The 26,163-nt window shown below is 33.6% G+C and carries 25 protein-coding genes; 10 read left to right on the top strand and 15 right to left on the bottom strand.

Going from position 1 to position 26,163, the window contains the following annotated elements; all coding sequences use genetic code 11:
- Positions 1-25: 25 nt before the first annotated feature.
- Positions 26-2,488 (top strand): glycosyltransferase family protein, encoded by a 2,463-nt coding sequence (locus tag FA046_RS01530; protein ID WP_136824601.1) that lies wholly within the window; start codon positions 26-28, stop codon positions 2,486-2,488.
- A gap of 198 nt (positions 2,489-2,686) precedes the next feature.
- Here FA046_RS01530 and FA046_RS01525 read toward each other — a convergent pair whose 3' ends face one another.
- Together FA046_RS01525 and FA046_RS01520 are read right to left on the bottom strand one after the other, a co-directional pair.
- The gene (locus FA046_RS01525) at positions 2,687-3,451 is read right to left on the bottom strand and encodes a glycosyltransferase family 2 protein (RefSeq protein ID WP_136824600.1); all 765 of its coding nucleotides are present in this window, start codon (positions 3,449-3,451) and stop codon (positions 2,687-2,689) included.
- Entirely contained in the window at positions 3,448-4,710 is a 1,263-nt protein-coding gene (locus FA046_RS01520) for a glycosyltransferase (protein ID WP_136824599.1), read from the bottom strand. The genes FA046_RS01525 and FA046_RS01520 overlap by 4 nt, the downstream gene beginning before the upstream one ends.
- A 306-nt stretch (positions 4,711-5,016) precedes the next feature.
- Here FA046_RS01520 and FA046_RS01515 point away from each other — a divergent pair, with 306 nt between their 5' ends.
- Positions 5,017-5,766, top strand: a complete 750-nt coding sequence (locus tag FA046_RS01515) for a class I SAM-dependent methyltransferase (RefSeq protein WP_136824598.1) — start codon at positions 5,017-5,019, stop codon at positions 5,764-5,766.
- Between the two features lie 2 nt (positions 5,767-5,768).
- Here the strand turns inward: FA046_RS01515 and FA046_RS01510 are convergent, their stop codons facing one another.
- From FA046_RS01510 to FA046_RS01490, 5 genes are read right to left on the bottom strand one after another with little or no spacing between them, the layout of a single operon-like run.
- Positions 5,769-6,671 (bottom strand): glycosyltransferase family protein, encoded by a 903-nt coding sequence (locus FA046_RS01510; protein ID WP_136824597.1) that lies wholly within the window; start codon positions 6,669-6,671, stop codon positions 5,769-5,771.
- Positions 6,672-6,675: 4 nt separating this feature from the next.
- Positions 6,676-8,163, bottom strand: a complete 1,488-nt coding sequence (locus FA046_RS01505; RefSeq protein WP_136824596.1) for a lipopolysaccharide biosynthesis protein — start codon at positions 8,161-8,163, stop codon at positions 6,676-6,678.
- Between the two features lie 24 nt (positions 8,164-8,187).
- Entirely contained in the window at positions 8,188-9,315 is a 1,128-nt protein-coding gene (locus tag FA046_RS01500) for a glycosyltransferase family 4 protein (protein ID WP_136824595.1), read from the bottom strand.
- Complete coding sequence (locus FA046_RS01495; protein ID WP_136824594.1) at positions 9,315-10,082, bottom strand: class I SAM-dependent methyltransferase; 768 nt, start codon at positions 10,080-10,082, stop codon at positions 9,315-9,317. The genes FA046_RS01500 and FA046_RS01495 overlap by 1 nt, the downstream gene beginning before the upstream one ends.
- Before the next feature lie 39 nt (positions 10,083-10,121).
- Complete coding sequence (locus tag FA046_RS01490; RefSeq protein WP_136824593.1) at positions 10,122-10,802, bottom strand: class I SAM-dependent methyltransferase; 681 nt, start codon at positions 10,800-10,802, stop codon at positions 10,122-10,124.
- Positions 10,803-10,973: 171 nt separating this feature from the next.
- On the opposite strand from FA046_RS01490, the gene FA046_RS01485 reads away from it, so the two are divergent.
- On the top strand, positions 10,974-11,966 hold the full coding sequence (locus FA046_RS01485) for a LamG-like jellyroll fold domain-containing protein (RefSeq protein ID WP_136824592.1): 993 nt from the start codon (positions 10,974-10,976) through the stop codon (positions 11,964-11,966).
- A gap of 74 nt (positions 11,967-12,040) precedes the next feature.
- On the opposite strand, the gene typA is transcribed toward FA046_RS01485, so the two are convergent.
- On the bottom strand, positions 12,041-13,852 hold the full coding sequence (gene typA / locus FA046_RS01480) for a translational GTPase TypA (RefSeq protein WP_136824591.1): 1,812 nt from the start codon (positions 13,850-13,852) through the stop codon (positions 12,041-12,043).
- A 120-nt stretch (positions 13,853-13,972) separates the two neighbouring features.
- Here typA and FA046_RS17435 point away from each other — a divergent pair, with 120 nt between their 5' ends.
- The gene (locus FA046_RS17435; RefSeq protein ID WP_136824590.1) at positions 13,973-14,125 is read left to right on the top strand and encodes a FeoB-associated Cys-rich membrane protein; all 153 of its coding nucleotides are present in this window, start codon (positions 13,973-13,975) and stop codon (positions 14,123-14,125) included.
- Between the two features lie 46 nt (positions 14,126-14,171).
- Here the strand turns inward: FA046_RS17435 and FA046_RS01470 are convergent, their stop codons facing one another.
- Positions 14,172-14,492, bottom strand: coding sequence for a heavy metal-binding domain-containing protein (locus FA046_RS01470; RefSeq protein ID WP_136824589.1), 321 nt, complete (start codon positions 14,490-14,492; stop codon positions 14,172-14,174).
- Positions 14,493-14,555: 63 nt separating this feature from the next.
- Complete coding sequence (locus tag FA046_RS01465) at positions 14,556-15,116, bottom strand: hypothetical protein (RefSeq protein ID WP_136824588.1); 561 nt, start codon at positions 15,114-15,116, stop codon at positions 14,556-14,558.
- A gap of 117 nt (positions 15,117-15,233) precedes the next feature.
- Between FA046_RS01465 and FA046_RS01460 the strand changes: the two genes are divergently transcribed.
- Complete coding sequence (locus FA046_RS01460; protein ID WP_136824587.1) at positions 15,234-15,794, top strand: 30S ribosomal protein S16; 561 nt, start codon at positions 15,234-15,236, stop codon at positions 15,792-15,794.
- 72 nt (positions 15,795-15,866) lie between these two features.
- Here FA046_RS01460 and FA046_RS01455 read toward each other — a convergent pair whose 3' ends face one another.
- Both FA046_RS01455 and FA046_RS01450 read right to left on the bottom strand, forming a co-directional pair.
- Positions 15,867-16,514: an NAD(P)H-dependent oxidoreductase gene (locus FA046_RS01455; protein WP_136824586.1), complete on the bottom strand. Its 648-nt coding sequence runs from the start codon at positions 16,512-16,514 to the stop codon at positions 15,867-15,869.
- A gap of 235 nt (positions 16,515-16,749) precedes the next feature.
- Positions 16,750-18,891, bottom strand: a complete 2,142-nt coding sequence (locus FA046_RS01450) for a transglycosylase domain-containing protein (RefSeq protein WP_136824585.1) — start codon at positions 18,889-18,891, stop codon at positions 16,750-16,752.
- Positions 18,892-19,020: 129 nt separating this feature from the next.
- On the opposite strand from FA046_RS01450, the gene FA046_RS01445 reads away from it, so the two are divergent.
- From FA046_RS01445 to FA046_RS01435, 3 genes are all read left to right on the top strand, one after another.
- Positions 19,021-20,100, top strand: a complete 1,080-nt coding sequence (locus FA046_RS01445) for an Mrp/NBP35 family ATP-binding protein (protein WP_136825296.1) — start codon at positions 19,021-19,023, stop codon at positions 20,098-20,100.
- Positions 20,101-20,142: 42 nt separating this feature from the next.
- Entirely contained in the window at positions 20,143-20,433 is a 291-nt protein-coding gene (locus tag FA046_RS01440) for a NifU family protein (protein ID WP_136824584.1), read from the top strand.
- Between the two features lie 124 nt (positions 20,434-20,557).
- Complete coding sequence (locus tag FA046_RS01435) at positions 20,558-21,184, top strand: carboxypeptidase-like regulatory domain-containing protein (protein ID WP_136824583.1); 627 nt, start codon at positions 20,558-20,560, stop codon at positions 21,182-21,184.
- Here FA046_RS01435 and def read toward each other — a convergent pair whose 3' ends face one another.
- Positions 21,185-21,754 carry a peptide deformylase gene (gene def, locus FA046_RS01430; protein ID WP_136824582.1) on the bottom strand — a complete coding sequence of 190 codons (570 nt, stop codon included), beginning with the start codon at positions 21,752-21,754 and terminating at the stop codon, positions 21,185-21,187.
- Positions 21,755-21,922: 168 nt separating this feature from the next.
- Here def and FA046_RS01425 point away from each other — a divergent pair, with 168 nt between their 5' ends.
- Both FA046_RS01425 and FA046_RS01420 read left to right on the top strand, forming a co-directional pair.
- On the top strand, positions 21,923-22,714 hold the full coding sequence (locus FA046_RS01425; RefSeq protein WP_136824581.1) for a T9SS type A sorting domain-containing protein: 792 nt from the start codon (positions 21,923-21,925) through the stop codon (positions 22,712-22,714).
- Between the two features lie 68 nt (positions 22,715-22,782).
- The gene (locus FA046_RS01420) at positions 22,783-24,324 is read left to right on the top strand and encodes a carbon-nitrogen hydrolase family protein (RefSeq protein WP_136824580.1); all 1,542 of its coding nucleotides are present in this window, start codon (positions 22,783-22,785) and stop codon (positions 24,322-24,324) included.
- A gap of 279 nt (positions 24,325-24,603) precedes the next feature.
- Here the strand turns inward: FA046_RS01420 and lpcA are convergent, their stop codons facing one another.
- Complete coding sequence (gene lpcA, locus FA046_RS01415) at positions 24,604-25,176, bottom strand: D-sedoheptulose 7-phosphate isomerase (RefSeq protein ID WP_136824579.1); 573 nt, start codon at positions 25,174-25,176, stop codon at positions 24,604-24,606.
- A gap of 4 nt (positions 25,177-25,180) precedes the next feature.
- Positions 25,181-26,161 carry a 6-phosphofructokinase gene (gene pfkA, locus FA046_RS01410; protein WP_136824578.1) on the bottom strand — a complete coding sequence of 327 codons (981 nt, stop codon included), beginning with the start codon at positions 26,159-26,161 and terminating at the stop codon, positions 25,181-25,183.
- Positions 26,162-26,163 lie beyond the last annotated feature (2 nt).

Genomic DNA, 26,163 nt, shown 5'->3' with positions numbered 1-26,163 from the left:
TTTGATGCTCGTAATTTAATTTAAAATGAATAATTGGTTTAAGAAGAATGGTATACATTTAGCTATTGCAGCTTTTTTTGTAGCCTTATGTTTTGTGTATTTTGCACCCGCGTTTCAGGGTAAAGTATTAATGCAAAGCGATGTGCAAAAAGCAGCAGCTACGCAAAGCGAAATTATGAAATACAAGGCCATAGACGGTAAATCTCCGTTATGGACAAACAGTATGTTTGGCGGAATGCCCACTTATCAAATTTGGTTAAAGTATCCTAAAAACATTACTACTCATGTTATTACTTTTTTAAAGGTTACATTTCCAAACCCGGTAGATACTGTTTTAATTTACCTTTTAGGAACTTATTTTTTACTGCTGGTTTTAGGGTTGAGTCCTTGGTTAGCAGCAGCAGGTGCCATCGCATTTGCATTTTCTTCTTATAATTTCATATTTCTAGAAGCGGGGCATAGCAATCAAGCTATGGCAATTGCTTTTTTTCCTCCAATTTTAGCAGGTATTTTGCTCACCTTACGTGGAAAATATTGGCTTGGGGCAGCTTTAACAGCTTTCTTTATTGCTATGGAAATTAGGTCTAACCACATTCAAATGACCTTTTATCTTTTTATAGCCTTGCTTATTTTAGTTGGGATAGAATTTTATCATGCTTATAAAAACAAAACATTACCCCAATTTGGTAAAGCTTTTGGATTTTTAACTTTAGGAGTTGTTTTAGCCATCGCAGTAAATGCAGGTACATTATGGACAACTTATGAATACGGACAGTTTTCTACCAGAGGAAAATCTAACATCACCACAGATAGCGCTCAACCTAATAATGGTTTAGATAAAGATTATGCTTACCAATGGAGCCAGGGAGTAGGAGAAACCATTACTTTATTAATTCCTAATGCTTACGGAGGCGCATCATCCCCAATTTTAAAAGAAGATTCTCAAGTAGCAAAAGCCCTACAAGCCAAGGGGGCAGACGCACAACAAGCTTTTGGATTTGCACAGCAAATGCCCGTTTATTGGGGTCCAAAACCTTTTACTTCTGGTCCATGGTATTTTGGAGCCTTTGTTTTATTTCTATTTGTTTTTGGTTTGTTTGTAGTAAAAAGCAGGTTAAAATGGTGGTTGTTAAGCGCTACTATCTTAAGTATTTTGCTTTCATTTGGGAAGAATTTTAGTGTAGTTTCTGATTTGTTCTTTAACTATTTCCCACTTTACAATAAGTTTAGATCGGTAGAATTTAATTTAGTTATAGCCAGTTTATGTGTACCAATTTTAGCGTGTCTAGCCGTATTTGAAGCTACAAAAGCAGGGGTTGATCAAAAAGAAATCATTAAAAAACTTAAAACCAGTGCTTACATAGTTTTAGGAATATTAATAGTAATGATAGGTTTACCTTCTCTACTGTTCTCTTTTAAATCAGATACGCATCAAGATCTTTTAAACCAATTAAATCAAATGGCTGGTGGCGACCAAAGTTTTGGTGCTGGTATAGCTCAAGCCTTGGTAGAAGATAGGATGTCTTTATTTAGAGCAGATGCTTTCCGTTCGTTCTTATTTATTGCTGTTGGAATAGGAGTGCTTTGGGCATTGATCAATAAAAAAGTTAGTCAGCCTATCGGCTTTATCATTATTGGTTTAATTATCCTTACAGATTTATGGTCGGTAGATAAAAGATACCTAAATGATGAAAAGTTTGTAGCCAAAGCCATTATGACTCAACAAGCTAAGCCTAGAGAAGTAGATGAATTTATTTTAAGAGATAAAGACCCTAATTTTAGAGTACTTGATTTAACTATTTCTACTTTCCAAAGTGCTGATGCTACTAATTTTCATAAAACTATTGGAGGTTATCATGCCGCAAAATTAAAGCGTTTTCAAGAAGTGATTGATAAGCAGTTTACTGGGAGTCTTAATCAGGATGTTTTGGATATGTTGAATACCAAATACTTTATCACTCAGGGTAAAGATGGGCAAAATGTTTCTATGCAAGTAAACCCAACGGCTAGTGGTCACGCTTGGTTTGTACAAAGCATTCAATTTGCGGATAACAATGATCAGGAGATGAAAGCCATTAGTTCTTTTGATCCTAAGAAAGAAGCTATTGTTCATCAAGAATTTAAGTCGTTAATTGATGTTAAAAAAGTAGGAGTTGCCCAAAATGGTGGTATTGTTTTAACAAGTTACCATCCAGATCTATTAAAATATGAATATACTTCTGATAAAGATGTGGTAGCTGTATTCTCAGAAATTTGGTATCCTAAAGGTTGGAAAATGTACGTTGACGGGGAAGAAAAGCCTTATTTTAGAGCAAATTATATTTTAAGAGCAGCTGTTTTACCGGGTGGAAATCACAAAGTTGAATGGCGATTTGAACCTCAAAGTTATTTTTTAGGAGAAAATATTTCATTAATTGGATCTATTCTCTTAACTTTAATCTTAGGTTTTGCAATATACCAAGCAAAATCCCGTAAGCAACCAGCTTAAACTAACCAGTTTTATAAGAGAAAATCCCGATTCAAAAAGATCGGGATTTCTATTTTTAGGGCTTTTTTTATTGCAATAGTTTAAGTAAAATAAACCCGGTTGAAGCGTTTACCGGCCTCAAGAATAAGGCCTTGTGTAGTATAAGCGGAAGACGGGACTAGCGGAATTTAAGAACCACTGTTGTTGCTTTTCTAAAAATTAATCGTTTGTCTTTTTATTAGCCAACCAATAGCTCATTAACCTATAGGAGATGATGAAATGATGGAAAATATTAGGTAAAAAGCCGTAGTATTTTCTAAAAATGCGGTAACGTTCTAACAAACTTTGACGATGTTTCTTTTTAGACATTCCGCCCATTAAATATTTAGCTACATACTGTTGCGTATTCACTACTTTATTAGATTGCTTAATTGCTGATAAAATCCAATCAATATCTGCGCTGAGTTGGTATTGAGCATCGTAAAGTTTAGTAAGGTTACGTTTAATGTAAATGGCTTGGTGGCTTACGCTCATGCCGTATTTAAAGCTTTTTAAGGTTAGCTCTTCGGGAGATTGATGTCGTCGCCTGCCTTCGCTTAAAAGTCGTTCATTTAGCATTTCAGTCTCTCCATAATAAATATCGGCATTTGGGGCGCTACTAAAAACTTTTTGAACGGTATCTTTTTCATAAATCTCGTCGCCAGAGTTCATAAACAACACATAATCTCCGGTGGCAAGTTGCAAACCTTTATTCATGGCATCATAAATTCCTTTATCAGGCTCTGAAATAAATTGAGCTAATCTGTTTTTAAATTGATGAATAATTTCTAAAGTGCCATCGGTTGAGCCGCCATCAATCACAATATACTCTATGTTGGCATAATTTTGCTGCAATACCGAGTTAATGGTGCGTTCAATATCTTTTGCGTTGTTATATACCACCGTAATGACTGACAAAAGAGGTTTGAATTCTTGATTGGTCATTTATTTAAGATTTGCTGGTATAACTTAAGATGTTGTTGCGCTATAATTTCTTCTGAAAACTTGTTCATTACCGTTTCGCGAGCATTGGTATTTAGTTTTTCCTTTTCAGGATGTTGGTAAACCCAGTGAATTCCTCGGGTAAAATCTTCGGTATTTTTATATTCGGCCAAATAACCGTTTTGCTGGTGAATAACCATATCTGGAATGCCGCCCGTAGTGAAAGAAACCACTGGAGTGCCACAGGCCAAGCTTTCCATTACTGTATTTGGCAGATTGTCTTCTAAAGAAGTGGTTAAAAAAACATCAGCAGCGGCATAAGCTATAGCTAATTTTTCATCATCATTAATGGTCCCTAAAAACTGAACTGGTATTTTAAAAGGCAAGTTCGTTTCTGTTTGTCGGTTACCAAATATAAGCAGTGTTGCTTTATCTTTTAAATCAGGGTTTTTTGTAATCCAAAGGTCTAAAGCATTTACTAAGTAAGCGGTTCCTTTGTGCGCATCTTTTTTTGATGGCATAAATCCGCTGAGTAGAACAAATTGATTTTCTTGAATATTTAAAGCTTTTTTAGCTGCTGATTTATTGGTGGGCTTAAAAATTTGCGTTTCTAAAGTATTTGGAATTACGTTTATAGAAGCATTTTTTAGCAGTCCACTTTGCCCGGCGGCTTCAGCTAACCAAGTACTCGGACTAATAATTTGTGGTTTTATTTTTTGATAAGCTTTTTGCTTTTTTAGCCAAATTTGATTGGAAATATCATTACTAGCTGGTTTTTTTAACAAGGGGCAAAAACCACAAGCATTTAAATATTGCTGGCAATTAAACCTTACATGGCAACCTCCGGTAAAGGTGTTACTATCATGAATGGTCCAAACTATGGGTTTATTTAAAAGTGCGAGTTTTTCTAACGCCGCCGGATTTAAAAATCCATGATTTACCCAATGTAAATGGATAATATCTGCTGCTTTAACTGCCGGATGTTGATGAATATCTATCCCAAAAAGAGATAGCGAAAACGGAAGCTTTAAGTCTTTGGTATAAAACTTTGGCAAATACCTTTCGGCTAAAATATTGGTGGTAGCTAAAGCCCGCTGAACCAAATTTGGATATAAAGCGTGGATATTTGGCTTTTGGCTAAATTTCATAAAAGTGTACATTTCACTTTCTAAGCCGGCATTTTGTAAGGCGGTATTTAACCTGTAACAAGCCCTGCCTGCACCTCCGTTGCCATCATAAGTATTAAGGTGAATCACTTTCATGAGTTGTAAAAATACAATTCTTTGTGTGATTTGATAAGACTATGCAATTGATTTGCGCTAGTTAAGATTAAATTGAGCTGTTGAATGTTTATTTGGGCGTTTTAACACGCTTTTCGCTAAATCTTTTTATTTGAAGATTTGTCAACTCTCTTGCCAAATCATTTAGAGAGTTGACAAATCTAAAATCAAATAAAAAGTATATCGCTTCAATCGTTAACGCACTCATCAATTGGAAATTTAGACTCACTTTAACTATTCGCTATTTTAATTTTTGAAAGCGCTTTTCTTTTTGTTTTCTTTGTTGAAATGACGGAGAACGAATTAACCGATAAGCAGTTTTGGGCAAATTACTGGGAATCTAAAAAAGGATTGGCTTTTAAAGTACCAGAAAATTATACTTTTTATCAAATTATTCAGCAAATCACAAAAGAAAAAAAGATGGCTTCGGCCATAGAATTAGGCGGTTTTCCGGGTTATTATGCCATTTTTCTAAAAAAGTATTTTGGTATTGAAGCTTCACTTTTAGATTATTTTATTCATCCCAAAATTTTAAAAGAGGTTTTAACGGTGAATAATTTGGATGAGAAAGATGTAGAAGTCATTGAAGCAGATTTGTTTAATCACCAGCCCACTAAACAATATGATTTAGTGCTTTCTTGCGGATTAATTGAGCATTTTAAAAACACAGAAGAAATTATTGCTAAACATATTCCCTTTCTAAATGCAAATGGAACGCTATTAATTACGCTCCCAAATTTTAAAGGAGTAAATGGTTGGGTTCAAAAAACTTTTGACCGTTACAACTATGATAAGCATGTTTTAGAATGTATGAATCCTGTTCATTTAGCTCAAATTGCTAAGCAATTAGGATTAAAAAATATAGAAGCCTATTATTTTGGAAGATTTAGTACTTGGTTAGAAAATAAAGAAGAGAAATCTTTTATGACCAAATTTTTAGTTAAAGGCATTTGGTACGCAGGTAAAATTATTACTCGTATTATTCCGGTAGAAAGTAAATTATTATCACCTTACATTGTTTTAAAGGCGAATAGATAAGATTAACGTATTCTCTGTTTAATAAATCTGATAACTCTTTGAAGGATATTTCCTTTTCTTTTGGCTAAAAAGTCTTTCACCATTTTATAAGCTATTGGGTTTTCTTTTGTGGTTTTTGGAAATTCTTTAATAGCATGTTTGTGAATTTCTACTGCGTAGGTGTTTTCTATAATAGAGTGTATGCCTGTACCATCATGCCCAATATTATTGATTAATGATTTGGAAGGATTTAAACTTAAACCGTTATTTAAAAATACAGAAGCGTACCATCTAATGGCCCACGAATTATTTTTACCAGCTTTAAAACCTTGTATTTGTTTCCAAAAATTCATTTTTCCATCAATAGAAAAATCTTTGATTTTTTTAGCGTCAAACTGAGCAATGATGTGGTCTATATCTGGATTGAAATGATCCCAAGCTCTTTTCCAAGTTGCCCATCCCCAGCTATGTGCTGCTCGGTAAACAAAAGTTTCGGGCAAATCATCGGCCTTAGCCAAAGGATACATGTAAGCACTAATGTGCATAAGTTTTGAATCGTTTTTATAAAGATCTAAAGCTTCATTAAAATATTCTAAAGTATAAGGCGAGCTCAATAAATCATCTTCAAAAACAATTACTTTACCATATTCATTCACTAATTCTGTTACGCCATTGATAATAGATTGTGCTAAACCTAAATTTTGTTTTTGGACTATGATTTTTATCGATTTAAAACCTTCTGCAGCATGTATAATGTCTTCAACTTCTTTTACCGCTTCTGTTTCTTTAGTTGTTTTGGCTGCATCGGCATAAATAAAAAGACGAGATTCTTCGGCTAGAAAATTAGCTTGTAAAAATTTTAATGTTCTTCGGGTATGATCGGGCCTGTTATATACGAAAAGTGCAATTGGAGCTAAATTTTGCATCGCTTTATCTAAATTTAATTTTACTGATGATTTGCTCTAAAAACTCGTTAATGTCTGCAGAGATTTTCATGGTATAAACTAAACCAACAAAAATTCCGCCAACTAAGCCAGATCTAAATAAGATATCCAAAATATAAAAATCTATTTTCGGTAAAAATATTCCGGGGGTTAACGCAACAGCACTGATGATGATAATTTTGATAAATGAGGAATCGAAAGGTTGTAGATTAAATTTTACTTTATTGTATAGCCAATAGGCAAAGTTGAGTGCTATCATGGTAAATAGGTAAGCCATAGCTGCTCCGGGTAATTTATAAATTGGGATTAAAATGATGTTGAGTAAAACGCAAAGTATTGCTGCACTAATTAAAAAGTACATCACATTTTTATAGTTTTTAGAAAAACTAATAATGGCACCGTTTAAACCTCCGGTAATGTCGGCTAAAAAAGCGAGCCCAATAATTACAAAAACAGAAAAATAAGAGCTGTAAATAGGTTTATGTAAAAGGATTAAAATGTTTTGCCAATTGGCGATGAGTCCGACAAGTAATAAACAGCCAATAAGAAATTGTACTACAGATGTTTTATGGTAAATCTTTGCGATTTTTTGAAGGTCGTTGTTTTTCCATGCTTCGGCAATAATTTGATAAGAAGTTGTATTTAAAGCTTTAGCCGGTAGACTAATCACTAAAGCCATTCCAAAAAAAGTGCTGTAAATTCCTACCATTTTTTCATCAGTAAAGAACTTTAAAAAGATGATGTCTAAGTTTTGGATCAGTGCTACAGAGCCTCCAGCTAGGGTAGAATACAATCCGTATTTCAACATGCTTTTAGTCTGCGATTTTAAAGCGGTTTCTATCGGCGAAAGCTTATAACTATTAATTTTATTGATATACCAGGTGATAGCTAATAAAATGAAAAGGTTGGCGGCAACATAATAGGTGATAAAGCCTTCAAAATTTAAGATATTGAAACCAATTAATATGATTCCAACGGTGGTACTCAATTTTAAAAATACTTCTCTTAAAAAAGCAGGAAAAATGTTGTGAAAGGTAGTGCGAGCAAAGGTTTCTTGTATGCTAAATAGCATGGTAAATAATGCAACCGGGATAATATAATAGTAATATTGGTTGAGTAGGGATGAACCTTTATCTTCTTGATGTAGGCCAATAATAAGTTGCTTTAAGCCAATAAAACCAATGGTGATTATAGCGAAACCAATTAAAGCGAATAAGAAAGTTAAGGTTGCAAATCCGCCATGTTTTTTATCATTTGATCTATAAAACGGAAAATAGCGTGTAATTACACTTCCAAAACCCAATAAAGATAATTGTGTGTACAACAACGATATGGCAATGAGTAAACTAAAATAACCAATTTCCTCAATTTGTAAGTAGCGTTGAAACAGGATTATGAGATTCAAGAAACCAAGCAGAGTACCCACATATAAAGTGATACTATTGTAAAAGCCTTGTTTTTTGAGGAGGTTCATGTTGAATGTTTAAGAAAGATATTTTTACTTTGAGACAGCATTTTTTATAATTTGACTAAGTGATAAAATTTGAGAACTTAAGTCATAATTTTCTTTGATATGTAAAGCTCCATTTTTTCCTAATTCAGAAGCTAATGTAGGATCTTTTAAAACACGTAACATATTTTTCGCAAAAGTATCTATATCATATTCATCAGATAATAATCCAGTTTTTTCATTTAGTACAGCTTCATTTATTCCTGCATGTTTGGTAGAAATCACAGGTAAACCACAGGCAGATGCTTCCAAAATACTATTTGGAGTTCCTTCACTATCGCCGTCAGATGCGGTAACTGAGTGTTGCACAAACGCCCTAGCAAATTTTAATTTTTCTGCCACTTTTTCATGAGTATAAACGCCAGGAAATTCAATATCATTTTCGAGGTTTAATGATTGTGCCAATAATTTACTTTCTGCTAATAAGGGCCCATCACCAGCCATAATAAGTTTAGCATCTTGCATTTCTTTCTTCACAATTGAGAAAGCTTTAATTATTATTTGAGGGGCTTTCTTAGCTACAAATCTACCTGCAAAAAAAAGAATAGGGGAGTTGTTTTCTGGATGTGAAATCTCAAACTTATTTAAATTTACTCCATATGGATTTAAGAATAATTTTTCAGGAGATGCGCCAAGTTTTAGTAAAGCTTGATACATGAATTTAGATACGCAAATTACGGCACTTGCATATCTAAATGCGTTTTTATAAGAGAATTTAAACTTATTAATTGTTGGAGAATGATGAGCATCTGCACCATGAAAATGAATAATAAGTGGGACATTTGCTTGTTCACAAGCATTGCAAACAGAAGCTCCAACCATCCCGTATTCTGCTAAAACAACATCAATTTTATTACTTTTTAAATAATGAACAAGAGCTTTGTTTCTAACTTTAATATTTGTTTTTTTTAAAATCTTCTTCTGAAATAGGTAGATTAATAAATCTAGTTTGGATTTTATTAGATACCTGCCGTCTTGTTCATAAACAGGAAACGCACCTCCGTATAATAGAGAAACGTTCCCCGGTAAATTGTCAATATGGTTTTGAATAAATGTTTCGGAGTAAACAGAAGCATTAGGTTTAATGATGCATAAATTAAAATCGATATCATTCATTATCCTAATTTCTTAACCACTAAGTAACGTCTTAAAGGTTGAGTAAGCATATTTTTTATTTTATTGAGGATTCGTTTTGCTCTTTCAGACTTGGTTACAGGTTTGTTAGAGAAAAAAGCAGACTCAAAATCATCATTTTTCTCGAGTACTACGTGAGAATAATCCCCTGTATTCCAAATACTTTTTACTTGATACAATTGTACTTCTGTATCTGTATCTAAGGCTAATTTATTAATCACATCAAAAGAAATATGCTCATCAACAGGTTGCATAGTCTCTGGCTTATGAATTAATGACCATTTTAGATTTTGTGGTGTAGGAACTGATAAGAATATTTTCCCTTTGTTATTTAAAATCTTTTTAAGAGCAGTATTTACAAAAGGCCTGTCTGTTATTGCAATGTGTTCATATACATCCATAAAGACAATGAGGTCAAACTTTTCATCAAAAGTTTCTTCAGAAAGTAAGGAAACAATAAAATTAACTTTGTGATTTGCGAATAATTTTTGAGCGGCAGCTATTGATTGAACACTAATATCTATGCCTGTAATTTGTGCATCTGGCCATTTTTTGCTCATTCTGGCACAAATACTTCCTACTCCGCAACCAACTTCTAATATGCGTTTTGGTTTAGCTGGGGTGTTTTTGATTAATGTTTGCCAAGCTTCCTCAACTCGAGGATTTACTTTAACAAAATCGTTTATTTTGAATTTTGTGTGTTCATCATAATAAGAGACAACATTATTATGGGTTATTTTTTCAGACATTTAGTATTAGCAAAAAAAATGAAAGGTATAATTTCGATATTATAATTGTTTTCGAGCAACTACTACATATAGTGCCCCATCTCGGTTGCGCTGCGTTTGTGAGTTTATTTTATTAAAAAGACGAATGAGCGATTGCATTACTAAAGCAACAGGTGGGATTAAGAATTTTGGTAATTTTAAAACTATACCATCTTGCAATAATTGCAAACCACTAGCCGCTAAACCTAGTATTCCATAAAATGAGTCAATTTTATAACCTTCTGCTTCTATAATTTTTCTTAGCCCCGCACTTGTCCATCTCCAGTAATCATTTGGTGTAGGATGATAAAACCAATATCCATGTGTAGTTAAAATTATAGATCCGCCAGGCTTTAAAATTCTTAATGCTTCTTTTAAATAGCCACTTGGAGTGTCCACATGTTCCAATACCTGATTAGATAAAATAATATCAGCATAATTATCTGGCAGGCTGGTTTTACTGTCAAAATCAATAAAATGCTCAGCTTTTGGGTTAATATCTAAATCAACGCCTAAATATTTACCAACCAGAGGTTCAATAATACTTCTATAAGGCATATCTCCACATCCAAAATCTACAAGAATTTGATCCCTTTTACTAGATGTAAGTTCTTTTATTTTAGCCACAGTTGTATCTCTTAACTGCGTTAAAACGACATATCGAGTATGAAAAAGGGTGGGATTTAACCTGTCATCTGCCATTCAACAATCTTTAAATTAAATGCAAATATACTTTTTTAACAAAATAATAGATACTTAATAAAGAGGATGTTTAATTTCATAAATTTTACCGTTGGCTAATTAAGTTTGATCATAAATCATATCCTCACAATATTTTATTTTGAATTAAGTAGATTTAATAAATTTCTTTTTATGAAAAATCTTTGTTTTATCCTTCTTTTTATAACTGTATTTTATTCTTGTAAAAAGAAAGATTCTATTGTGGTTGATGATGATTTTAAAACTAAAGTTTCATTTGAAGTCTCAAACACTAATATTTTTGAAGGAGACAGTATCAAATTCACCAATACGTCAAGTCTATTTAAAGACGCTAAATTTAAGTGGACATTTGAAGGAGGATCTCCAAATCAATCTAAGGAATTAAGTCCAGTTGTTAAGTATTTTAGAGAAGGGTTTTCAGCCGCTAAACTTATGGTTTATTCAAAAGATGGAAAAGATTCTGTAGAGGTTAAGGTAATTATTCAAGTGAATAATATTTTAAAAAAAGGATTAGTACTTCACTATGATTTTGATGGAAACACTAATGATAAGTCTGGAAATTTGATCCACGGAAATTCAAGTCAAGTTTTGCTTACGACTGGTAAAGCAGGTGTTTTGAATTCTGCTTATCAATTTAATGGAAGTGCCAATAGCTATATTAAGATACCTTCAGAAAAACTTATTTTAAATAATTACACCTATTGTTTATGGGTTTATTTAGATCAAGTTCCAGTATTTTCTAGTCAGTTTATGCCTTTTTCAATAGGAAATATTGGTGGAGATCAACATTTTCAAGCTATGAATAATGTATCTGATGGAGATGGGTGGGCTATTGGAGCTTACAATAAAAATTACAATTCTTTTTTTAAGGCAAGTAATATTCCTTTAGAGGCTAAAAAATGGTATCTATTGATTGCAACAAGGTCCGATAATACCTTAAAACTATTTGTCGATTGTAATTTAGTAGGTGAAGTATCATCAAGTTTTAATGTTCTGCCATTTTATAGCAACAATGAAGTAATAGCAAAATTAGGTTGCAGATATGATGGTTCTTTTCCTTTAAAAGGAAAAATAGACGAATTTAGAATTTATAATAGAGTTTTAAGTGTTTCTGAAATTAATAAGTTATGTCATGTTTTGGAATAAAGAGATAAAAATATCACAAAAAAAAAGCCCTTCAAGTTTTAAACTTGAAGGGCTTTTATAAAAATAGCTATTGCTTATTGATTCACAAACTTTTTGCCATTCACTTTACGCTCATTTTCTGTTAAGTAAATTTTACGTAAACGGATGCTCGCTGGTGTAACCTCAATATATTCATCAGCTTGTATGTATTCCATACATTCTTCTAAAGAGAATTTAATAGCTGGTGCAATACGAACGTTGTCATCAGTACCAGAAGCTCTCATGTTGGTTAATTGCTTTCCTTTTGTGATGTTAATTACCAAATCATTATCACGAATGTGCTCTCCTAAAATTTGACCTTCGTAAATATCAACTCCTGGATCAATAAAGAAACGCCCTCTGTCTTGTAATTTATCAATCGCATAAGCAGTTGTCATACCCTTATCCATAGAAATTAAAACACCATTTCCTCTTCCAGGAATTGGACCTTTCCAAGGCTCGTAAGCTTTAAAACGGTGTGCCATAATCGCTTCACCTGCAGTAGCAGTTAAAACATTATTTCTTAATCCAATGATGCCACGAGCTGGGATTTCAAATTCTAAATGTTGTAAATCGCCTTTAGGCTCCATAATTAATAAATCACCTTTACGCTGAGTTACCAATTCAATTACTTTACCAGCAACTTCACCTGGTACATCTACAATTAAGGTTTCAACTGGTTCGCATTTAACGCCGTCAATCATTTTCACAATAACTTGTGGCTGACCAACCTGCATTTCGTAACCTTCTCTACGCATGGTTTCAATTAAAACCGATAAATGCAGAATTCCACGTCCGTAAACTAAATAAGCATCAGGAGATTCTGTTTCTACCACCTTTAAGGCTAAGTTTTTCTCCATCTCTTTGTATAAACGCTCACGTAAACGTTGTGAGGTTACAAATTTCCCTTCTTTACCAAAGAAAGGAGAGTTATTGATAGTAAACAACATATTCATTGTTGGCTCATCAATATGGATAACTTCTAATTGCTCAGGATTGTTGAAATCGGCAATGGTATCACCAATGTCAAAACCTTCAATACCAACTACAGCACAAATATCACCCGAAGAAACCTCGGTAACTTTAACCTTACCTAACCCTTCAAATGTGTATAATTCTTTAATTCTTGATTTTACAATTTTACCATCACGTTTCACTAAAGAAACTGGCATGTTTTCTTTGATAGTACCACGGGCAACTCTACCAACTGCAATACGACCAACGAAAGAAGAATAATCTAAAGAAGTAATTTGCATTTGCAAAGTACCTTCTTGAATAGGAGCTGGAGGAATGTTTTCTAAGATAGCATCCATCAATGGAAAAATATTATCTGTAGGAACTTTCCAATCAGTACTCATCCAACCTTGTTTAGAAGATCCGTAAATTACTTGGAAATCTAATTGATCTTCTGTGGCTTCTAAGTTGAAAAATAATTCGAAAATTTGCTCATAAACCTCTTCTGGTCGGCAATTTTCTTTATCTACTTTGTTTACAACAACAATTGGCTTTAAGCCTAATGCTAAAGCTTTTTGAGTTACAAAACGAGTTTGAGGCATGGCGCCTTCAAAAGCATCACAAAGTATTAAAACTCCATCAGCCATTTTCAATACACGCTCTACTTCACCGCCAAAATCAGCGTGACCAGGAGTGTCAATAATGTTGATTTTTACATCTTTATATTGAACAGAAACGTTTTTAGAAACGATAGTAATACCACGTTCACGCTCCAAATCATTGTTGTCTAATATTAATTCTCCTGTAGATTCGTTATCTCTAAAGATAGAACAAGAGTGTAAAATTTTGTCAACCAATGTGGTTTTACCGTGGTCAACGTGTGCGATAATCGCAATATTCCTTATCTTTTGCATTAAAAAAAGCTCTAAAAAAATTTTTGCAAAGTTAGGGTTTAAATTGGAACTTTCAGCAGGTTAATCATTTGAATTTTATATGACTATGTATAATTAATAATAATTTAACTTTATAACATCATGGATTTTCAAATCATAATTATATTTATTCTTTTTTTGGGAGCGGTTTTTTATATCTCAAGATCAGTTTTTCTAAGCTTAAAAGCTAAAAAAGGATGTGGTTCTAGTTGCAAATGCGGCGTAGATTTTTCGCAAATTGAAACAAAAAAATAGTTCAAGCATTTTTGATACTTGAACTACTTGCTTCTTGAAAATAAAATTATTCTACAATTACAGCCGTTCCACTTGCTGACACCATAAGCATGCTGCCACTGCCTCCCATTGTTTCGTAATCTAAATCTATTCCAACTATTGCATTTGCGCCTAACCTTGCTGCGTGTTCTTGCATTTCGGCCAATGCAATGTTTTTAGCTTCTCTTAAACCTTCTTCATAAGAGCCAGCTCTTCCGCCAACTATATCTCTTATCCCAGCAAAAAAATCTTTTACAAGGTTAGCCCCAATAATAGCCTCTCCAGAAACCAATCCTAGATATTTAACTATTTTTTTTCCTTCTATACTATGAGTTGTTGTAATAATCATGTTCTTGTTTTTTATCAATTTAGATAGTGTTACTTTGAAAATGTTACTTCCAAATTCTAAAATTTAGTTGATGGTAATCACCTTAATAGTGTATCCATTACCTATTTTTTTGTGCGGTTTAGCCGGATAAAACACGTTTGCAGTAATAACTGCGGCAGGGAAAATAGAAAAAGCACCCGCAAATGCAGTAACGCCAGAATTAATATCCAAAGAATTCGTATACAGAATTGCTCCGGTTCCTATAATTGCATATGTTGCTAAAAAAGTAAAAAAGGTAGAACTACCTGATATTTTTTTTAGCGCTATCAAATCATTTACGTTTAAGGCAAGGTTCTTAGAGCTTCTTTTATCGGTTTTTAGCCATATTTGATTAGCGCTAATGGAGTCTATTTTTCCCCTAAAGCCTAAAATTTCTGGATTTCTATTGTCTTTTTTTAGATCAAGCTTGGCTGTTGGATAAGAAACACGAATATTATCTCCTTTTTTTAAAGATTTGGTCTCTTTATTTTGATAAGTGATTAAAATTCTGTTTTCTTGAGCTTGTGACAGCAATAAGCAAAAACAAAAGGCGAGTGTTATGAATACCGATTTATGAACCATTTGATAAAAGTACAGACATTTCATAAGTTATTGATAAAAAAAATAATTTTCTGACCAACACTGTTTTATAGTTTATAAATGGTACTTTTGCATTCCTTTTCGAGAAAAAGGAATATTGCAAAACTTTAATGTATTTAAAAAATGGCAACTAAAATTAGATTACAAAGACATGGTAAAAAGGGTAAACCTTTTTATTACATCGTGGTAGCAGACGGAAGAGCTCCAAGAGATGGTAAATTTATTGAAAGATTAGGTTCTTACAATCCAAACACTAACCCAGCTACTATCGAATTAAACTTCGAAAAAGCTGTAGAATGGGTAAGTACAGGTGCTACTCCAACAGATACGGCAAAAGCTATCCTTTCTTACAAAGGTGTACTTTACAAAAATCACTTAAACGGTGGTATTACTAAAGGCGCTTTAACTCAAGAACAAGCAGATGCTAAATTTGCTACTTGGTTAGAAGGTAAAGAAGGAAAAATTCAAACTAAAAAAGACGGTTTACTTTCTAAGAAAGAATCTGAGAAGAAAGTCGCTTTAGAAGCTGAAACTAAAAAGAAAGAAGCTGTAGCAGCTGCTGTAGCGGCTAAAAATGCTCCAGTTGTTGAAGAAGAACCAGTTGCAGAAGTAGAAGAAGAAGTAACGGCAGAAGCTGAAGTAGCTGCTGACGATGCGTCTGAAGAAACTCCAGCTGCTGAATAAGTTTTCTAAACTTTAAGGCACAAAAAAAGCTTCCTGAAATTTCAGGAAGCTTTTTTTATGAAATTGTATTTTTTAGATATGTATGAAAAGATCTTCTTTTGATTTTCTTACTTTCTGAAAATGTTGGTAAGCATCATCTTCTGATCTAAAACCAACTGGAGCTATTACTACGGCAGTCAGGTTTTTTTCATCAAGACCTAATATTTCATCAAATTTAGAGCTGTCAAATCCTTCCATAGGGCAAGCATCAATCGCTGTAAGTGAAGCAGTTTGTAATAAAATTCCTAAAGAAATATATGCCTGGCGAGCATTCCAATTTGCTAATTCTTCTTGACTACGGCTATCTACAGTACCTTTCATCACATCAACAAATCCTTTAATAGCATCAATAGAAGTTCCTCTTGTTTTTGCAATGTTATCCGCATATTCATCAACATGTTGAGTGCCGAAATTCTTGGTTCTTGCAAAAACAAAAACATGAGAGGCATCAGCTAATTGTGCTTGTCCATAAGCGGCGGCTTTCAATTGCTCCTTAATTTCTTGATTGCTTACTACAATGATTTGGTAGGGTTGTAAACCGTAAGAACTAGGACTTAATTGAACAGCACTTAGTAATAAGTCTAACTGTTGATTGTTTAATTTTTTAGTAGCATCAAATGATTTGGTGGCGTATCTCCAATCTAAAGAGCTAATAATATTTTCTGTTTGTGTATTTTCCATTTCAAATTTATTTTATGCAAATATATGTGTTTAAACATGCAAATGTTTTTTTTAATTTGTTATGACTTATAAATGATGAAGTTAAAAGGACTTTTTAGGGGGATTTGGATAATTTTTTGTTAAAAATAGAGAAAGAATAAGCCATTAGCTACCTGCCTGTCCTAAAAAAAAGTTATTTCCATTGTTATAGCAAACAAAGCAGCTCACAAAAAAAATGGAGACAGGTATATTGAAATTAATTAATGATATTTTCTTTCCTTTTTTGTCTTTTTTCTAGCCTAAGTTCCTTAGGCGTTTTGTTGGTGGTATCTTTTTTGTTTTCTGGCGAAACAATTGATTTATTTGAGAAAGGTTCTTTTTTTGATAGCGAATCTTTTTTTGAGGGGTTAAAAATATTGAGATTAAAGAAGTTATTATCTTCTTCTTCACTTAAACTATCAGGAATAAAATCTGATGGAGCAATTTGTTGCCTCAAACTTTCCTTTAGCCTCACGCCGTAGTAACCATAATTACTACTATCATTGGTGGTATAACCTCTTCGGGCCATTAATCCCCCAATTAATCTGTAATATCCTGATAGGTATGGCTTTAAAGATCCGTCAGACTGCCACGCATATAAAGATGATTTTGGTTTAGGAACAATATGAGCTAAATAAATAGCTTCTCCTATGGTAAGCTCAGCTGGAGTTTTACTAAAATAATATCTAGCCGCTTCTCCAATTCCGTAAACATTTCTTCCCCATTCTATAATGTTTAAATACACTTCATACAGTCTGGATTTTGGGGTTAATTTTTGATTTTCTATGAGCCATACAATTAATATTTCTTCAATTTTACGAGCCAAGTTTTTTTGTCTGTTGAGATAAACATTTTTTACCAATTGCATAGAAATGGTACTTCCGCCTCTTTTGAAAGATTTTGCTTTAAAATTTGTAGCTATAGATTGCCTGATAGATTCTTCTACAAAACCGTTGTGTGTGTAAAACGAAGGATCTTCAGACGTAAGTAGCGCATTTCTAATGTTAGGAGAAATTTGATCTATTGGAGTGTAATTTGGATTTTCTGGACCTATTAAAATTGGACGTACAGGCTTCCCTTTTTCAAAAGGAGTATAAATAAATGCACTATTTATTTTCTGAAAATTGGTTTTGCCAAATTGGGTGATTTTAAAATCATCACTTCCTGTTAAAGCCGAATTAAAAATAACCTTGTCGGGGTTACTACTATCCAAATAAAAGTTAAGATCGTACCTTAATCTTCCATTCACTTTTATACCTTCTAAAGATTCAAATAATCCGACAGGAAAAGCATCAAAAATGTCTTGTGCTTCTTGGTCAAAAGCATGAAGCTGCATTTCATAAATTTTGTGAGGTTTAATGGTGTATTTGATAAAAGGATTTATTTGCGCCTTACCTAAATAAATCACCGATGTACTGTCTAAACCAACATAATTGCTGCCTACTAATATTTTTGCATCAATAGAACCATCTTTAATAATCACATCATTTGCAGCTATTCGCATATGATTAATTAAAAGATTTTTCACCGACCAACTTCCTTCAATCTCAAATTCGTCTCCAACCTTTTTTGCACTAGTCATAATGGTTCTAACAGTATCAAAATTCAGTTTTAAAGCGTATTTATTTTCCAAATAAGGGAATTCAACTTTTTTACGATCGCCATAGAATTTTAAATCTAATTGCTGATTGGAGGGATCAGCCGTACCTGCAACATGCCAAATAGCTTCATTACCGTTCACCTTTAAAGTAGAATTTACTTCTCCGTTATTAATAGTTGCAGTTTCTGTTAATAAACTAACATGAGTAGTGTCCTCATCAAACCTGATCATGAATTGTTTAATATTCATTTCTTCAGGAATTTTATCTAATGTTTGGTTAATCAGTTTATTAGCTAAATCTGAAAGATCAATAGCAGATTTCTTAGTAGAATCTTTTTTGTCTTTTTTGAAAATAAAATCGTAATTACTAATGCTGTCCTTTTTAGTGAGTGAAATAAGTGAGTTTTCAATACCTAATTCTGATATTTTTACCTTTCCAAATATTAGAGGGAATAATTTAACTCCTATAGTTAAATTTTTAATATTCGCTAAGCTGTCTCTTTGGTTTGGCACTACGGTAATATTTTCAAAATGTACTGTACTTAAGCCGCTAAAACGATAAGAACCTATTTTTACATTCAAATTATACTTGGATTTTGCTTTGGCAATGCTTTTTTCAATCACAGTTTTAAGCAATGCTTCTCTTTTAGAATAAGCAATTACCCCACCCACAAAAAACAATAAAAAGACGCTTGCAAACACAATGAGCAAAGTTTTTTTATATTTCCTGAAAGAGAAATTTTTAAATATATTTTTCATAAGAAGAAAAAACGTTGGGCTGCTGTATTTTGGTGCATTTAAATAATTTTCAAAGTTATCTTAAAAACCAAGCCGAAACAAAAAGTAATCGGGCGAGTTTTTGTAATTTCGAAGATAATTTAATTAATGATGCTTATTACCAGAGAAAATATATTTAGTGCTTTAAAAAATGTAGAGGATCCTGATCTGAAAAAGGATTTGGTAACGCTCAACATGATAGAAGACGTAGTTATTGACGGAAACAAAGTGAGTTTTACAGTTGTTTTAACTACGCCAGCTTGCCCAATGAAAGAGATGTTAGAAAACGCTTGCAGTAATGCGGTAAAGCATTTTGTAAGTAAAGATGCAGAGATTAGCATAAAAATGACTAGTAGAGTAACCACACCTCAACAGCAGTTTTCTAGTAATATTAAAAATATTATTGTAGTAGCTTCTGGCAAAGGTGGAGTAGGGAAATCTACGGTAGCGGCTAACCTAGCCATAGGATTAAGTTTAAATGGCGCAAAAGTTGGATTAATTGATGCTGATATTTATGGGCCTTCAGTACCTATTATGTTTGGTTTGGAAAGCGCAAGGCCAAAAGCATCAGAAATAAACGGAAAAACTACTATAGAACCTATTGAAAAATACGGAATCAAATTATTATCTATTGGTTTTTTTACAGATCCTAATCAACCAGTGCCATGGAGAGGTCCTATGATATCCACAGCAGTTAAGCAGTTATTTAATGATGCTGATTGGGGCGAGTTAGATTACTTAGTAGTTGATCTGCCACCAGGAACAGGAGATATTCATATTACGGTTACACAAAGTTTCCCAATTGCCGGAGCGGTAATAGTAACCACTCCGCAACAAGTAGCTTTGGCTGATGCTAGAAAAGGGATAGGAATGTTTATGATGAATGCTATAAATGTGCCTCTATTGGGCATTGTAGAGAACATGTCATATTTCACACCTGCCGAACTCCCAGAAAATAAATACTATATTTTTGGTAAAAATGGAGGTCAAGAACTGGCTTCAAGCTATAATGCTCCATTTTTAGGCGAGATTCCTTTGGTGCAAAGTATTAGTGAAGCAGGAGATGCGGGCAAGCCTGTAATTCTGGAAAAAGACAACCCAATGGCTCAAGCTTTTTTACAACTTGCACAAAAAGTAGCGCAACAAGTAGCTATACAAAACGACAAAGCTAAAACTGCTTCAAACAGCTAATTTGAGGCTACAAAAAAAAATATTTTACCAAAATTAAATTAAATGAATACTCAAGAAAGCTTATTACAAAAGGTAGAAGAGGCATTAAATACCATTAGGCCTTATCTAGAAGCCGATGCGGGTAATGTTTCAATTGTAGAAATTACAGAAGATAAAATTTTAAAAATTAGATTATTAGGTTCTTGCGAATCTTGCCCAATGAGTATCATGACTTTAAAAGCCGGGATAGAACAAGCGGTGTTAAAAGCAGTACCAGAAATAATTGGGGTAGAGGCAATTAATATCACCGCAATAGATGATCCGCATGCGGTTTTACCACAAAATATGAAGTAATTTTATTAAAAGTAAAACATTAAAAAAGCCTCATCGTTAATACTGATGAAGGCTTTTTTCTTTAACAATATTTAACTTTATAATTAAAAGGTTTGTTATAAATTTAAATTTTAAAATTAGAACATTGAAAAAATTAATAATCATAATACTAATGTTTGTTGGATGTGGGGCTTTTGCACAGCAAAGTAAGCCTTTGGTCCAGTTTTCGGGTGTTATTTATGATTTGGATAGCAATACCGTAGTTCCTTACGTAACTTTAAGAAACATTAGCGAGAAAAAAAGTTACTCTGCTAACTTTAAAGGTTATTTCTCTTTTGTAGCCAAAGAAGGGGATAGCATTATTTTTAGTTCCATAGGATATAAAAGAGTAGAAGTAATTATTCCAACTAATTTAAAGGAGAAAAAATTTACTGTTATTATTAAGATGAAATCTGATAATATTCAGTTGCCTACGGTTAGGGTTTTTCCCTGGGCTAGCACTGATGAATTCAAAAAAGAATTCTTGACGATGAAATTTGCTGATGATGATTTAGAAATTGCTAGAAAAAACTTATCTAAAACTAGTTTAACCGAATTATCTGCTAGTTTACCCAGAGATGGTCGAGAGTTTTCAGGGTCTAGTTTTAACAATAACCATATAGGTTTATCTAACAAAAATATGGTTCAAACTAATCCATTATTAAACCCATTTGCTTGGGGTGCTTTAATTAAGCAGATTATGGATGGAGATAAAAATAGAAATAAGGATTAATTACCTTCTCTTTTTTAAGAACGGAAACCTCATTTTATAATCAACCTTTATTAATCCTTTGGTAATCGCATCAAGCTTCCCTCTAAGCATTGTTTTTCTTAAAGGATTAATTCTATCAGTAAACAGTTTTCCTTCTATATGATCATATTCATGCTGAATTACTCTGGCTATTAAACCAGTAAAACTTTCCTCATGAAAATTCCAGTTCTCATCATAATAAGATATGAAAATATCTGGATGACGGCTTACATCTTCCCTCACATCAGGAATACTTAAACAGCCTTCATTAAATATCCATTTTTCTCCTTTTTCTTCTGAGATTGTAGCATTTATAAAAACTTTTTTTAAGCCAGTAGATTTAGTTTCGTCTTCAAAAAAAGGTGTTGCATCAATTACAAAAAGTCTAATGGGAAGCCCTATTTGTGGAGCCGCTAAACCTACGCCATTAGCTGCATACATGGTTTCAAACATGTTTTCAATAAGGGTGGTAAGTTGATCATATTCTTTAGTAATGTCTTCAGCAACTTTCTTAAGAACCGGATCTCCGTAAGCTATAATTGGCATTTTCATGATGCAAAATTAAACATTTATGAATCTATTTCCTATAAAAGGGGTATAAGACCATAACTAAATGAAGTATTTAATTGTACTTATTGCAGATTGGTTACAATAAATGAATATTTCAATTAATTAATCAGTTAAATAATATTTTAGCTAACTTTAGGCAAATTTAATTATATGAAGAAATTACTACCTTTTCTTTTTGTTTTAACATTTTTACTCCCTATCTATTCTATAGCGCAAACTTGTGTTATTCCGGCAGGAGGAGTTATTAATGGAGGCGCAACAGGTTGTACAGATAGAGTAGCTACTTATACCATTTCTGGTGTAAGCAATGCCACCACTTACAATTGGGTAATTACCGGAGCACAAGATTTCACCCGAGTTTCAGATACAGAATATAGTATTGTTTTTGCCAGCGCAAATGTAACCATACAAGTTACGCCTATTAATCAAACTAACGGGCCTTGTGCTGGTCCTGTGGTTTCAAAAACAGTTGCTGTTTCGGCATCTCCTGCCAAACCTGTTATTTCACAAACTGCAACAACTTTAACTTCCACTACTTCTACAAGTTATCAATGGTACGTTTCTAACACATTAATTATTGGGGCCATTTCACAAACCTATAATCCAACGCAAAGTGGTGTATATAGGGTAGAAGCAAAAAATACGGCTACTGGTTGCAGTACATTTTCAGATCCTATCAATTATTTTACAACAGCAATTAGAGAGGATGCCCGTTTCAAAACATTTAGTTTTTATCCAAACCCAGTAGTAACTAGTTTACACACTAATTTTTCTGAACGTTACAATTTAGAGTTTTATGATACCTCTGGTAGAAAGGTTTTTGAAAATAATAATCTTAACGGTGAACAAGAAACCGATCTCACCTCTTTAAACAGAGGCATGTATTTAATGCGAATTATTAGTGGAGACAAAAGAGCCACAAGGAAATTAATTTTAAAGTAATTATTAAACTAAGAGATATTGAAAACCCGAAAATGTCCTTTTCGGGTTTTTCGTTTATATAAAATATTATGAAAATGAAACCAATACAAATAGAAACAGTTGAATTGCTAACCTTAAAGCAAGCTGATTATCTAGAATTAAAATCGGCCATGATTTCTGCATATGAAGAAATGGGAGAAAGCTATTGGAGAGAAAAATCTATTGAACGTTTGATTGAAATATTTCCAGAAGGCCAGCTTTGTATAAAAGTAAATGGAAAAGTGATAGCTACCGCTTTAAGCATTATTGTTGATTATGCCAAATTAGGAGAAACCCATACTTACGCACAAGCCACAGGGAATTATACCTTTAGCACACATGATAATGAAGGAGATGTTTTATATGGGATAGAAGTTTTTGTTCATCAAGATTATAGAGGATTAAGATTAGCCAGAAGATTATACGATGCCCGTAAATTGCTTTGCGAAAACCTAAACCTGAAATCAATTATTTTGGGGGGCCGAATTCCTAATTATGAAAAATTTCATGATACACTCACCCCTCGTCAATATATTGATAAGGTGAAAATGAAGGAAATTTACGATCCCACCTTAACTTTTCAAATCTCTAATGATTTTCACGTAAAGAAAATTCTCAAAAACTATTTACCAGAAGATCAGCAATCTAAAGAATTTGCCACGCTTTTAGAGTGGAATAATATTTACTATATAGATGAGAAAAAAGATAACCTATTAAAGAAATCTACGGTAAGAATAGGTTTGGTACAATGGCAAATGCGCTTGTTTCCAAACGTGAAAGCTTTAATGGAAAGTGCCGAGTATTTTGTTGATGCGGTAAGCGATTATTCTTCAGATTTTGTGGTTTTTCCCGAGTTTTTTAATGCGCCTTTAATGGCAGATTATAACCATTTGGGCGAGGCAAAAGCCATTAGAGAATTAGCAAACTACACAGAATCTATCCGTAATAAATTTTGTGAACTTGCGGTTTCATACAACGTAAATATCATTTCTGGCAGTATGCCTTTGTTAGAAGATGATCAATTGTTTAACGTGTCTTATTTGTGTCGCCGAGATGGAAGTTTTGACCGCTACATTAAAGTGCATCCAACACCTTCAGAAATTAGTTCTTGGGGGATGAGGGGAGGAAACGATCTTCGGGTTTTTGATACCGATGCCGGTAGAATTGGAATTTTAATTTGTTACGATGTAGAGTTTCCTGAACTAGGCCGTTTACTTGCCTTAGAAAAAATGGATATTCTTTTTGTTCCGTTTTGGACAGATACCCAAAATGCTTATAACCGAGTAAGACTTTGCGCCATGGCCCGAGCCGTAGAAAACGAATGCTATGTAGCCATTACAGGTTCTGTGGGTAATTTGCCAAAGGTTAATAATATGGATTTGCAGTACGCACAATCCGCCATTTTTTCGCCATCAGATTTTGCTTTTCCTTCTAACGCCATAGTTGCCGAAACTACTCCGAATACAGAAAATATCTTGATTGCAGATGTTAACCTAGATTTATTGAAAGAACTTCATGAGTTTGGAAGCGTTAAAAACTTAAAAGACAGAAGAACTGATTTTTACGATTTAAGGCTGAAAAAGAAAAAATAATTTTTGAAAAGGCGCTGTACTGCTTTTTAAGAAAGGCTAGTCCGGCTTTTTGTTGCAATCTTTTTGTGAAAAACAAAAAGCCTGCCTTGCCGGACAGGCAGGGATTTCCACTTCAATCCGGTTTATTTTGGTTATTGCACTGCATTAAGTAAAATAAACTGGGGTGCAGCGGCATCTTTTTGCTGGTTGGCTTTGTGTTTTTGGGCAAAAAATACAGCGGAAAACCAGACTGTCGGTCCTTAAAAAACCATAGCATTTGCTTTTCTAAAAAAATAAAACTTAGTGATTTTGCTCTATATAATCTATCAAAGAATGAATGACTTTGATGTGAATTTCTTGCACCCGGTCGGAGTATTTAGAGAATGGCGCTCTAATTTCAACATCACATAAAGAAGCCATTTTACCACCGTCTTTACCGGTTAAGCCAATTACTTTTATCCCTTTATCTTTTGCGGCTTTAATGGCATTGAGCACATTTGCAGAGTTTCCGCTGGTACTAATGGCCAAAAGAACATCGCCTTGGTTGCCTAAACCTTCCACAAAACGAGAGAAAATATGATCAAAGCCGTAATCGTTGCCTACGCAGGTAATGTGTGAAGCATCTGCAATGGCAATGGCGGGTAAAGCTTTTCTGTCATCGCGGTAGCGGCCAGAGAGTTCTTCGGCAAAATGCATGGCATCACACATGGAACCTCCGTTGCCGCAAGAGATGATTTTTTTATTGTTTTTGATGGCATCAACCATAAAAATCCCAGCTTTTTCTATGTTAATGAAGTTTTGCTCATTGGCTAAAAAATTAACCAACACGTTTTCTGCTTCTTCAAAATGGGATTTAATTTGTTGATGGCTCATAATTTTACAACGATAAAATTTCTACTATTCTAAGTAGATTTTGGTTAATTTCTACGTGATGTTTAATGGCATGATCAAAAGGCGTGAAAGCTATTTTTCCATGTACTAAACCCACCATTTCGGCTTTTCTTCCTTTTAAAAGTTCTTCAACTGCAGCAACACCGACTCTGCAAGCTAAAACTCTATCCATTGCGGTTGGTTTTCCGCCTCTTTGTATATGGCCAAGAATAGAAACTCGGGTGTCAAAAGTTGGAAAACGATTTTTAATCACATCAGCAACATGAAAGGCTCCACCAGAATCTTCTTCACCTTCGGCAACGATAATGATTCTTGAAGATTTATCTTTTCTGCTCATTTCTAAGCGGTTGAGCAAAGCTTCAATATCAGTTTTAGTTTCAGGAATCATGATAGACTCAGCACCAATGCTAATTCCACTTCTTAAAGCAATTAAACCCGAATCTCTACCCATTACCTCAACTATAAAAACACGATCATGAGATTCGGCAGTATCTCTAATTTTATCCACAGCATCAGTTACGGTGTTAATAGCGGTATCATATCCAATGGTAAAATCGGTTCCGTACAAATCGTTATCAATAGTACCTGCTAAGCCTAAAATTGGAATGTTGTATTCTTCACCAAAAATTTTTGCACCAGTAAAAGTTCCGTCTCCACCAATAGCCACTAAAGCATCAATACCTTGATTTGTAAGTTGATTATAAGCTTCTTTTCTACCTTCAGGGGTCATAAAAGCTTTGCTTCTGGCAGTTTTTAATATAGTTCCTCCTCTTTGTATAATGTTGGCTACAGATCGTCGGTTCATTGGGTAGAATTCGCCGTTAATCATCCCTTCATATCCACGTCCAATACCAACTACTTCTACATTATAATATAAAGCAGTTCTAACCACTGCTCTTATGGCAGCATTCATTCCTGGGGCATCTCCGCCCGAAGTAAAAACACCTATTTTTTTAATTTCACTCATTG

This window comes from Pedobacter cryophilus (assembly GCF_005116455.1).
In the GTDB taxonomy this organism is placed as follows: domain Bacteria; phylum Bacteroidota; class Bacteroidia; order Sphingobacteriales; family Sphingobacteriaceae; genus Pseudopedobacter; species Pseudopedobacter cryophilum.
Note: the sequence above shows the minus strand (reverse complement) of the source record. Positions and strands in the feature narration are given on the sequence as shown.

Bases quoted from the DNA above. Each gene is read 5' to 3' on its own strand.
- def (WP_136824582.1), bottom strand. From the start codon at position 21,754: ATGAAAATGCCAATTATAGCTTACGGAGATCCGGTTCTTAAGAAAGTT.
- FA046_RS01490 (WP_136824593.1), bottom strand. From the start codon at position 10,802: ATGGCAGATGACAGGTTAAATCCCACCCTTTTTCATACTCGATATGTC.
- FA046_RS01425 (WP_136824581.1), top strand. From the start codon at position 21,923: ATGAAGAAATTACTACCTTTTCTTTTTGTTTTAACATTTTTACTCCCT.
- FA046_RS01420 (WP_136824580.1), top strand. From the start codon at position 22,783: ATGAAAATGAAACCAATACAAATAGAAACAGTTGAATTGCTAACCTTA.
- FA046_RS01520 (WP_136824599.1), bottom strand. From the start codon at position 4,710: ATGAAAGTGATTCACCTTAATACTTATGATGGCAACGGAGGTGCAGGC.
- FA046_RS01455 (WP_136824586.1), bottom strand. From the start codon at position 16,514: ATGGAAAATACACAAACAGAAAATATTATTAGCTCTTTAGATTGGAGA.
- lpcA (WP_136824579.1), bottom strand. From the start codon at position 25,176: ATGAGCCATCAACAAATTAAATCCCATTTTGAAGAAGCAGAAAACGTG.
- FA046_RS01500 (WP_136824595.1), bottom strand. From the start codon at position 9,315: ATGAATGATATCGATTTTAATTTATGCATCATTAAACCTAATGCTTCT.
- FA046_RS01460 (WP_136824587.1), top strand. From the start codon at position 15,234: ATGGCAACTAAAATTAGATTACAAAGACATGGTAAAAAGGGTAAACCT.
- FA046_RS01510 (WP_136824597.1), bottom strand. From the start codon at position 6,671: ATGCAAAATTTAGCTCCAATTGCACTTTTCGTATATAACAGGCCCGAT.
- FA046_RS01485 (WP_136824592.1), top strand. From the start codon at position 10,974: ATGAAAAATCTTTGTTTTATCCTTCTTTTTATAACTGTATTTTATTCT.
- FA046_RS01525 (WP_136824600.1), bottom strand. From the start codon at position 3,451: ATGACCAATCAAGAATTCAAACCTCTTTTGTCAGTCATTACGGTGGTA.
- FA046_RS01450 (WP_136824585.1), bottom strand. From the start codon at position 18,891: ATGAAAAATATATTTAAAAATTTCTCTTTCAGGAAATATAAAAAAACT.
- FA046_RS01495 (WP_136824594.1), bottom strand. From the start codon at position 10,082: ATGTCTGAAAAAATAACCCATAATAATGTTGTCTCTTATTATGATGAA.
- FA046_RS01505 (WP_136824596.1), bottom strand. From the start codon at position 8,163: ATGAACCTCCTCAAAAAACAAGGCTTTTACAATAGTATCACTTTATAT.
- typA (WP_136824591.1), bottom strand. From the start codon at position 13,852: ATGCAAAAGATAAGGAATATTGCGATTATCGCACACGTTGACCACGGT.
- FA046_RS01515 (WP_136824598.1), top strand. From the start codon at position 5,017: ATGACGGAGAACGAATTAACCGATAAGCAGTTTTGGGCAAATTACTGG.
- FA046_RS01470 (WP_136824589.1), bottom strand. From the start codon at position 14,492: ATGATTATTACAACAACTCATAGTATAGAAGGAAAAAAAATAGTTAAA.
- FA046_RS01445 (WP_136825296.1), top strand. From the start codon at position 19,021: ATGCTTATTACCAGAGAAAATATATTTAGTGCTTTAAAAAATGTAGAG.
- FA046_RS01465 (WP_136824588.1), bottom strand. From the start codon at position 15,116: ATGAAATGTCTGTACTTTTATCAAATGGTTCATAAATCGGTATTCATA.
- FA046_RS01440 (WP_136824584.1), top strand. From the start codon at position 20,143: ATGAATACTCAAGAAAGCTTATTACAAAAGGTAGAAGAGGCATTAAAT.
- pfkA (WP_136824578.1), bottom strand. From the start codon at position 26,161: ATGAGTGAAATTAAAAAAATAGGTGTTTTTACTTCGGGCGGAGATGCC.
- FA046_RS01530 (WP_136824601.1), top strand. From the start codon at position 26: ATGAATAATTGGTTTAAGAAGAATGGTATACATTTAGCTATTGCAGCT.
- FA046_RS17435 (WP_136824590.1), top strand. From the start codon at position 13,973: ATGGATTTTCAAATCATAATTATATTTATTCTTTTTTTGGGAGCGGTT.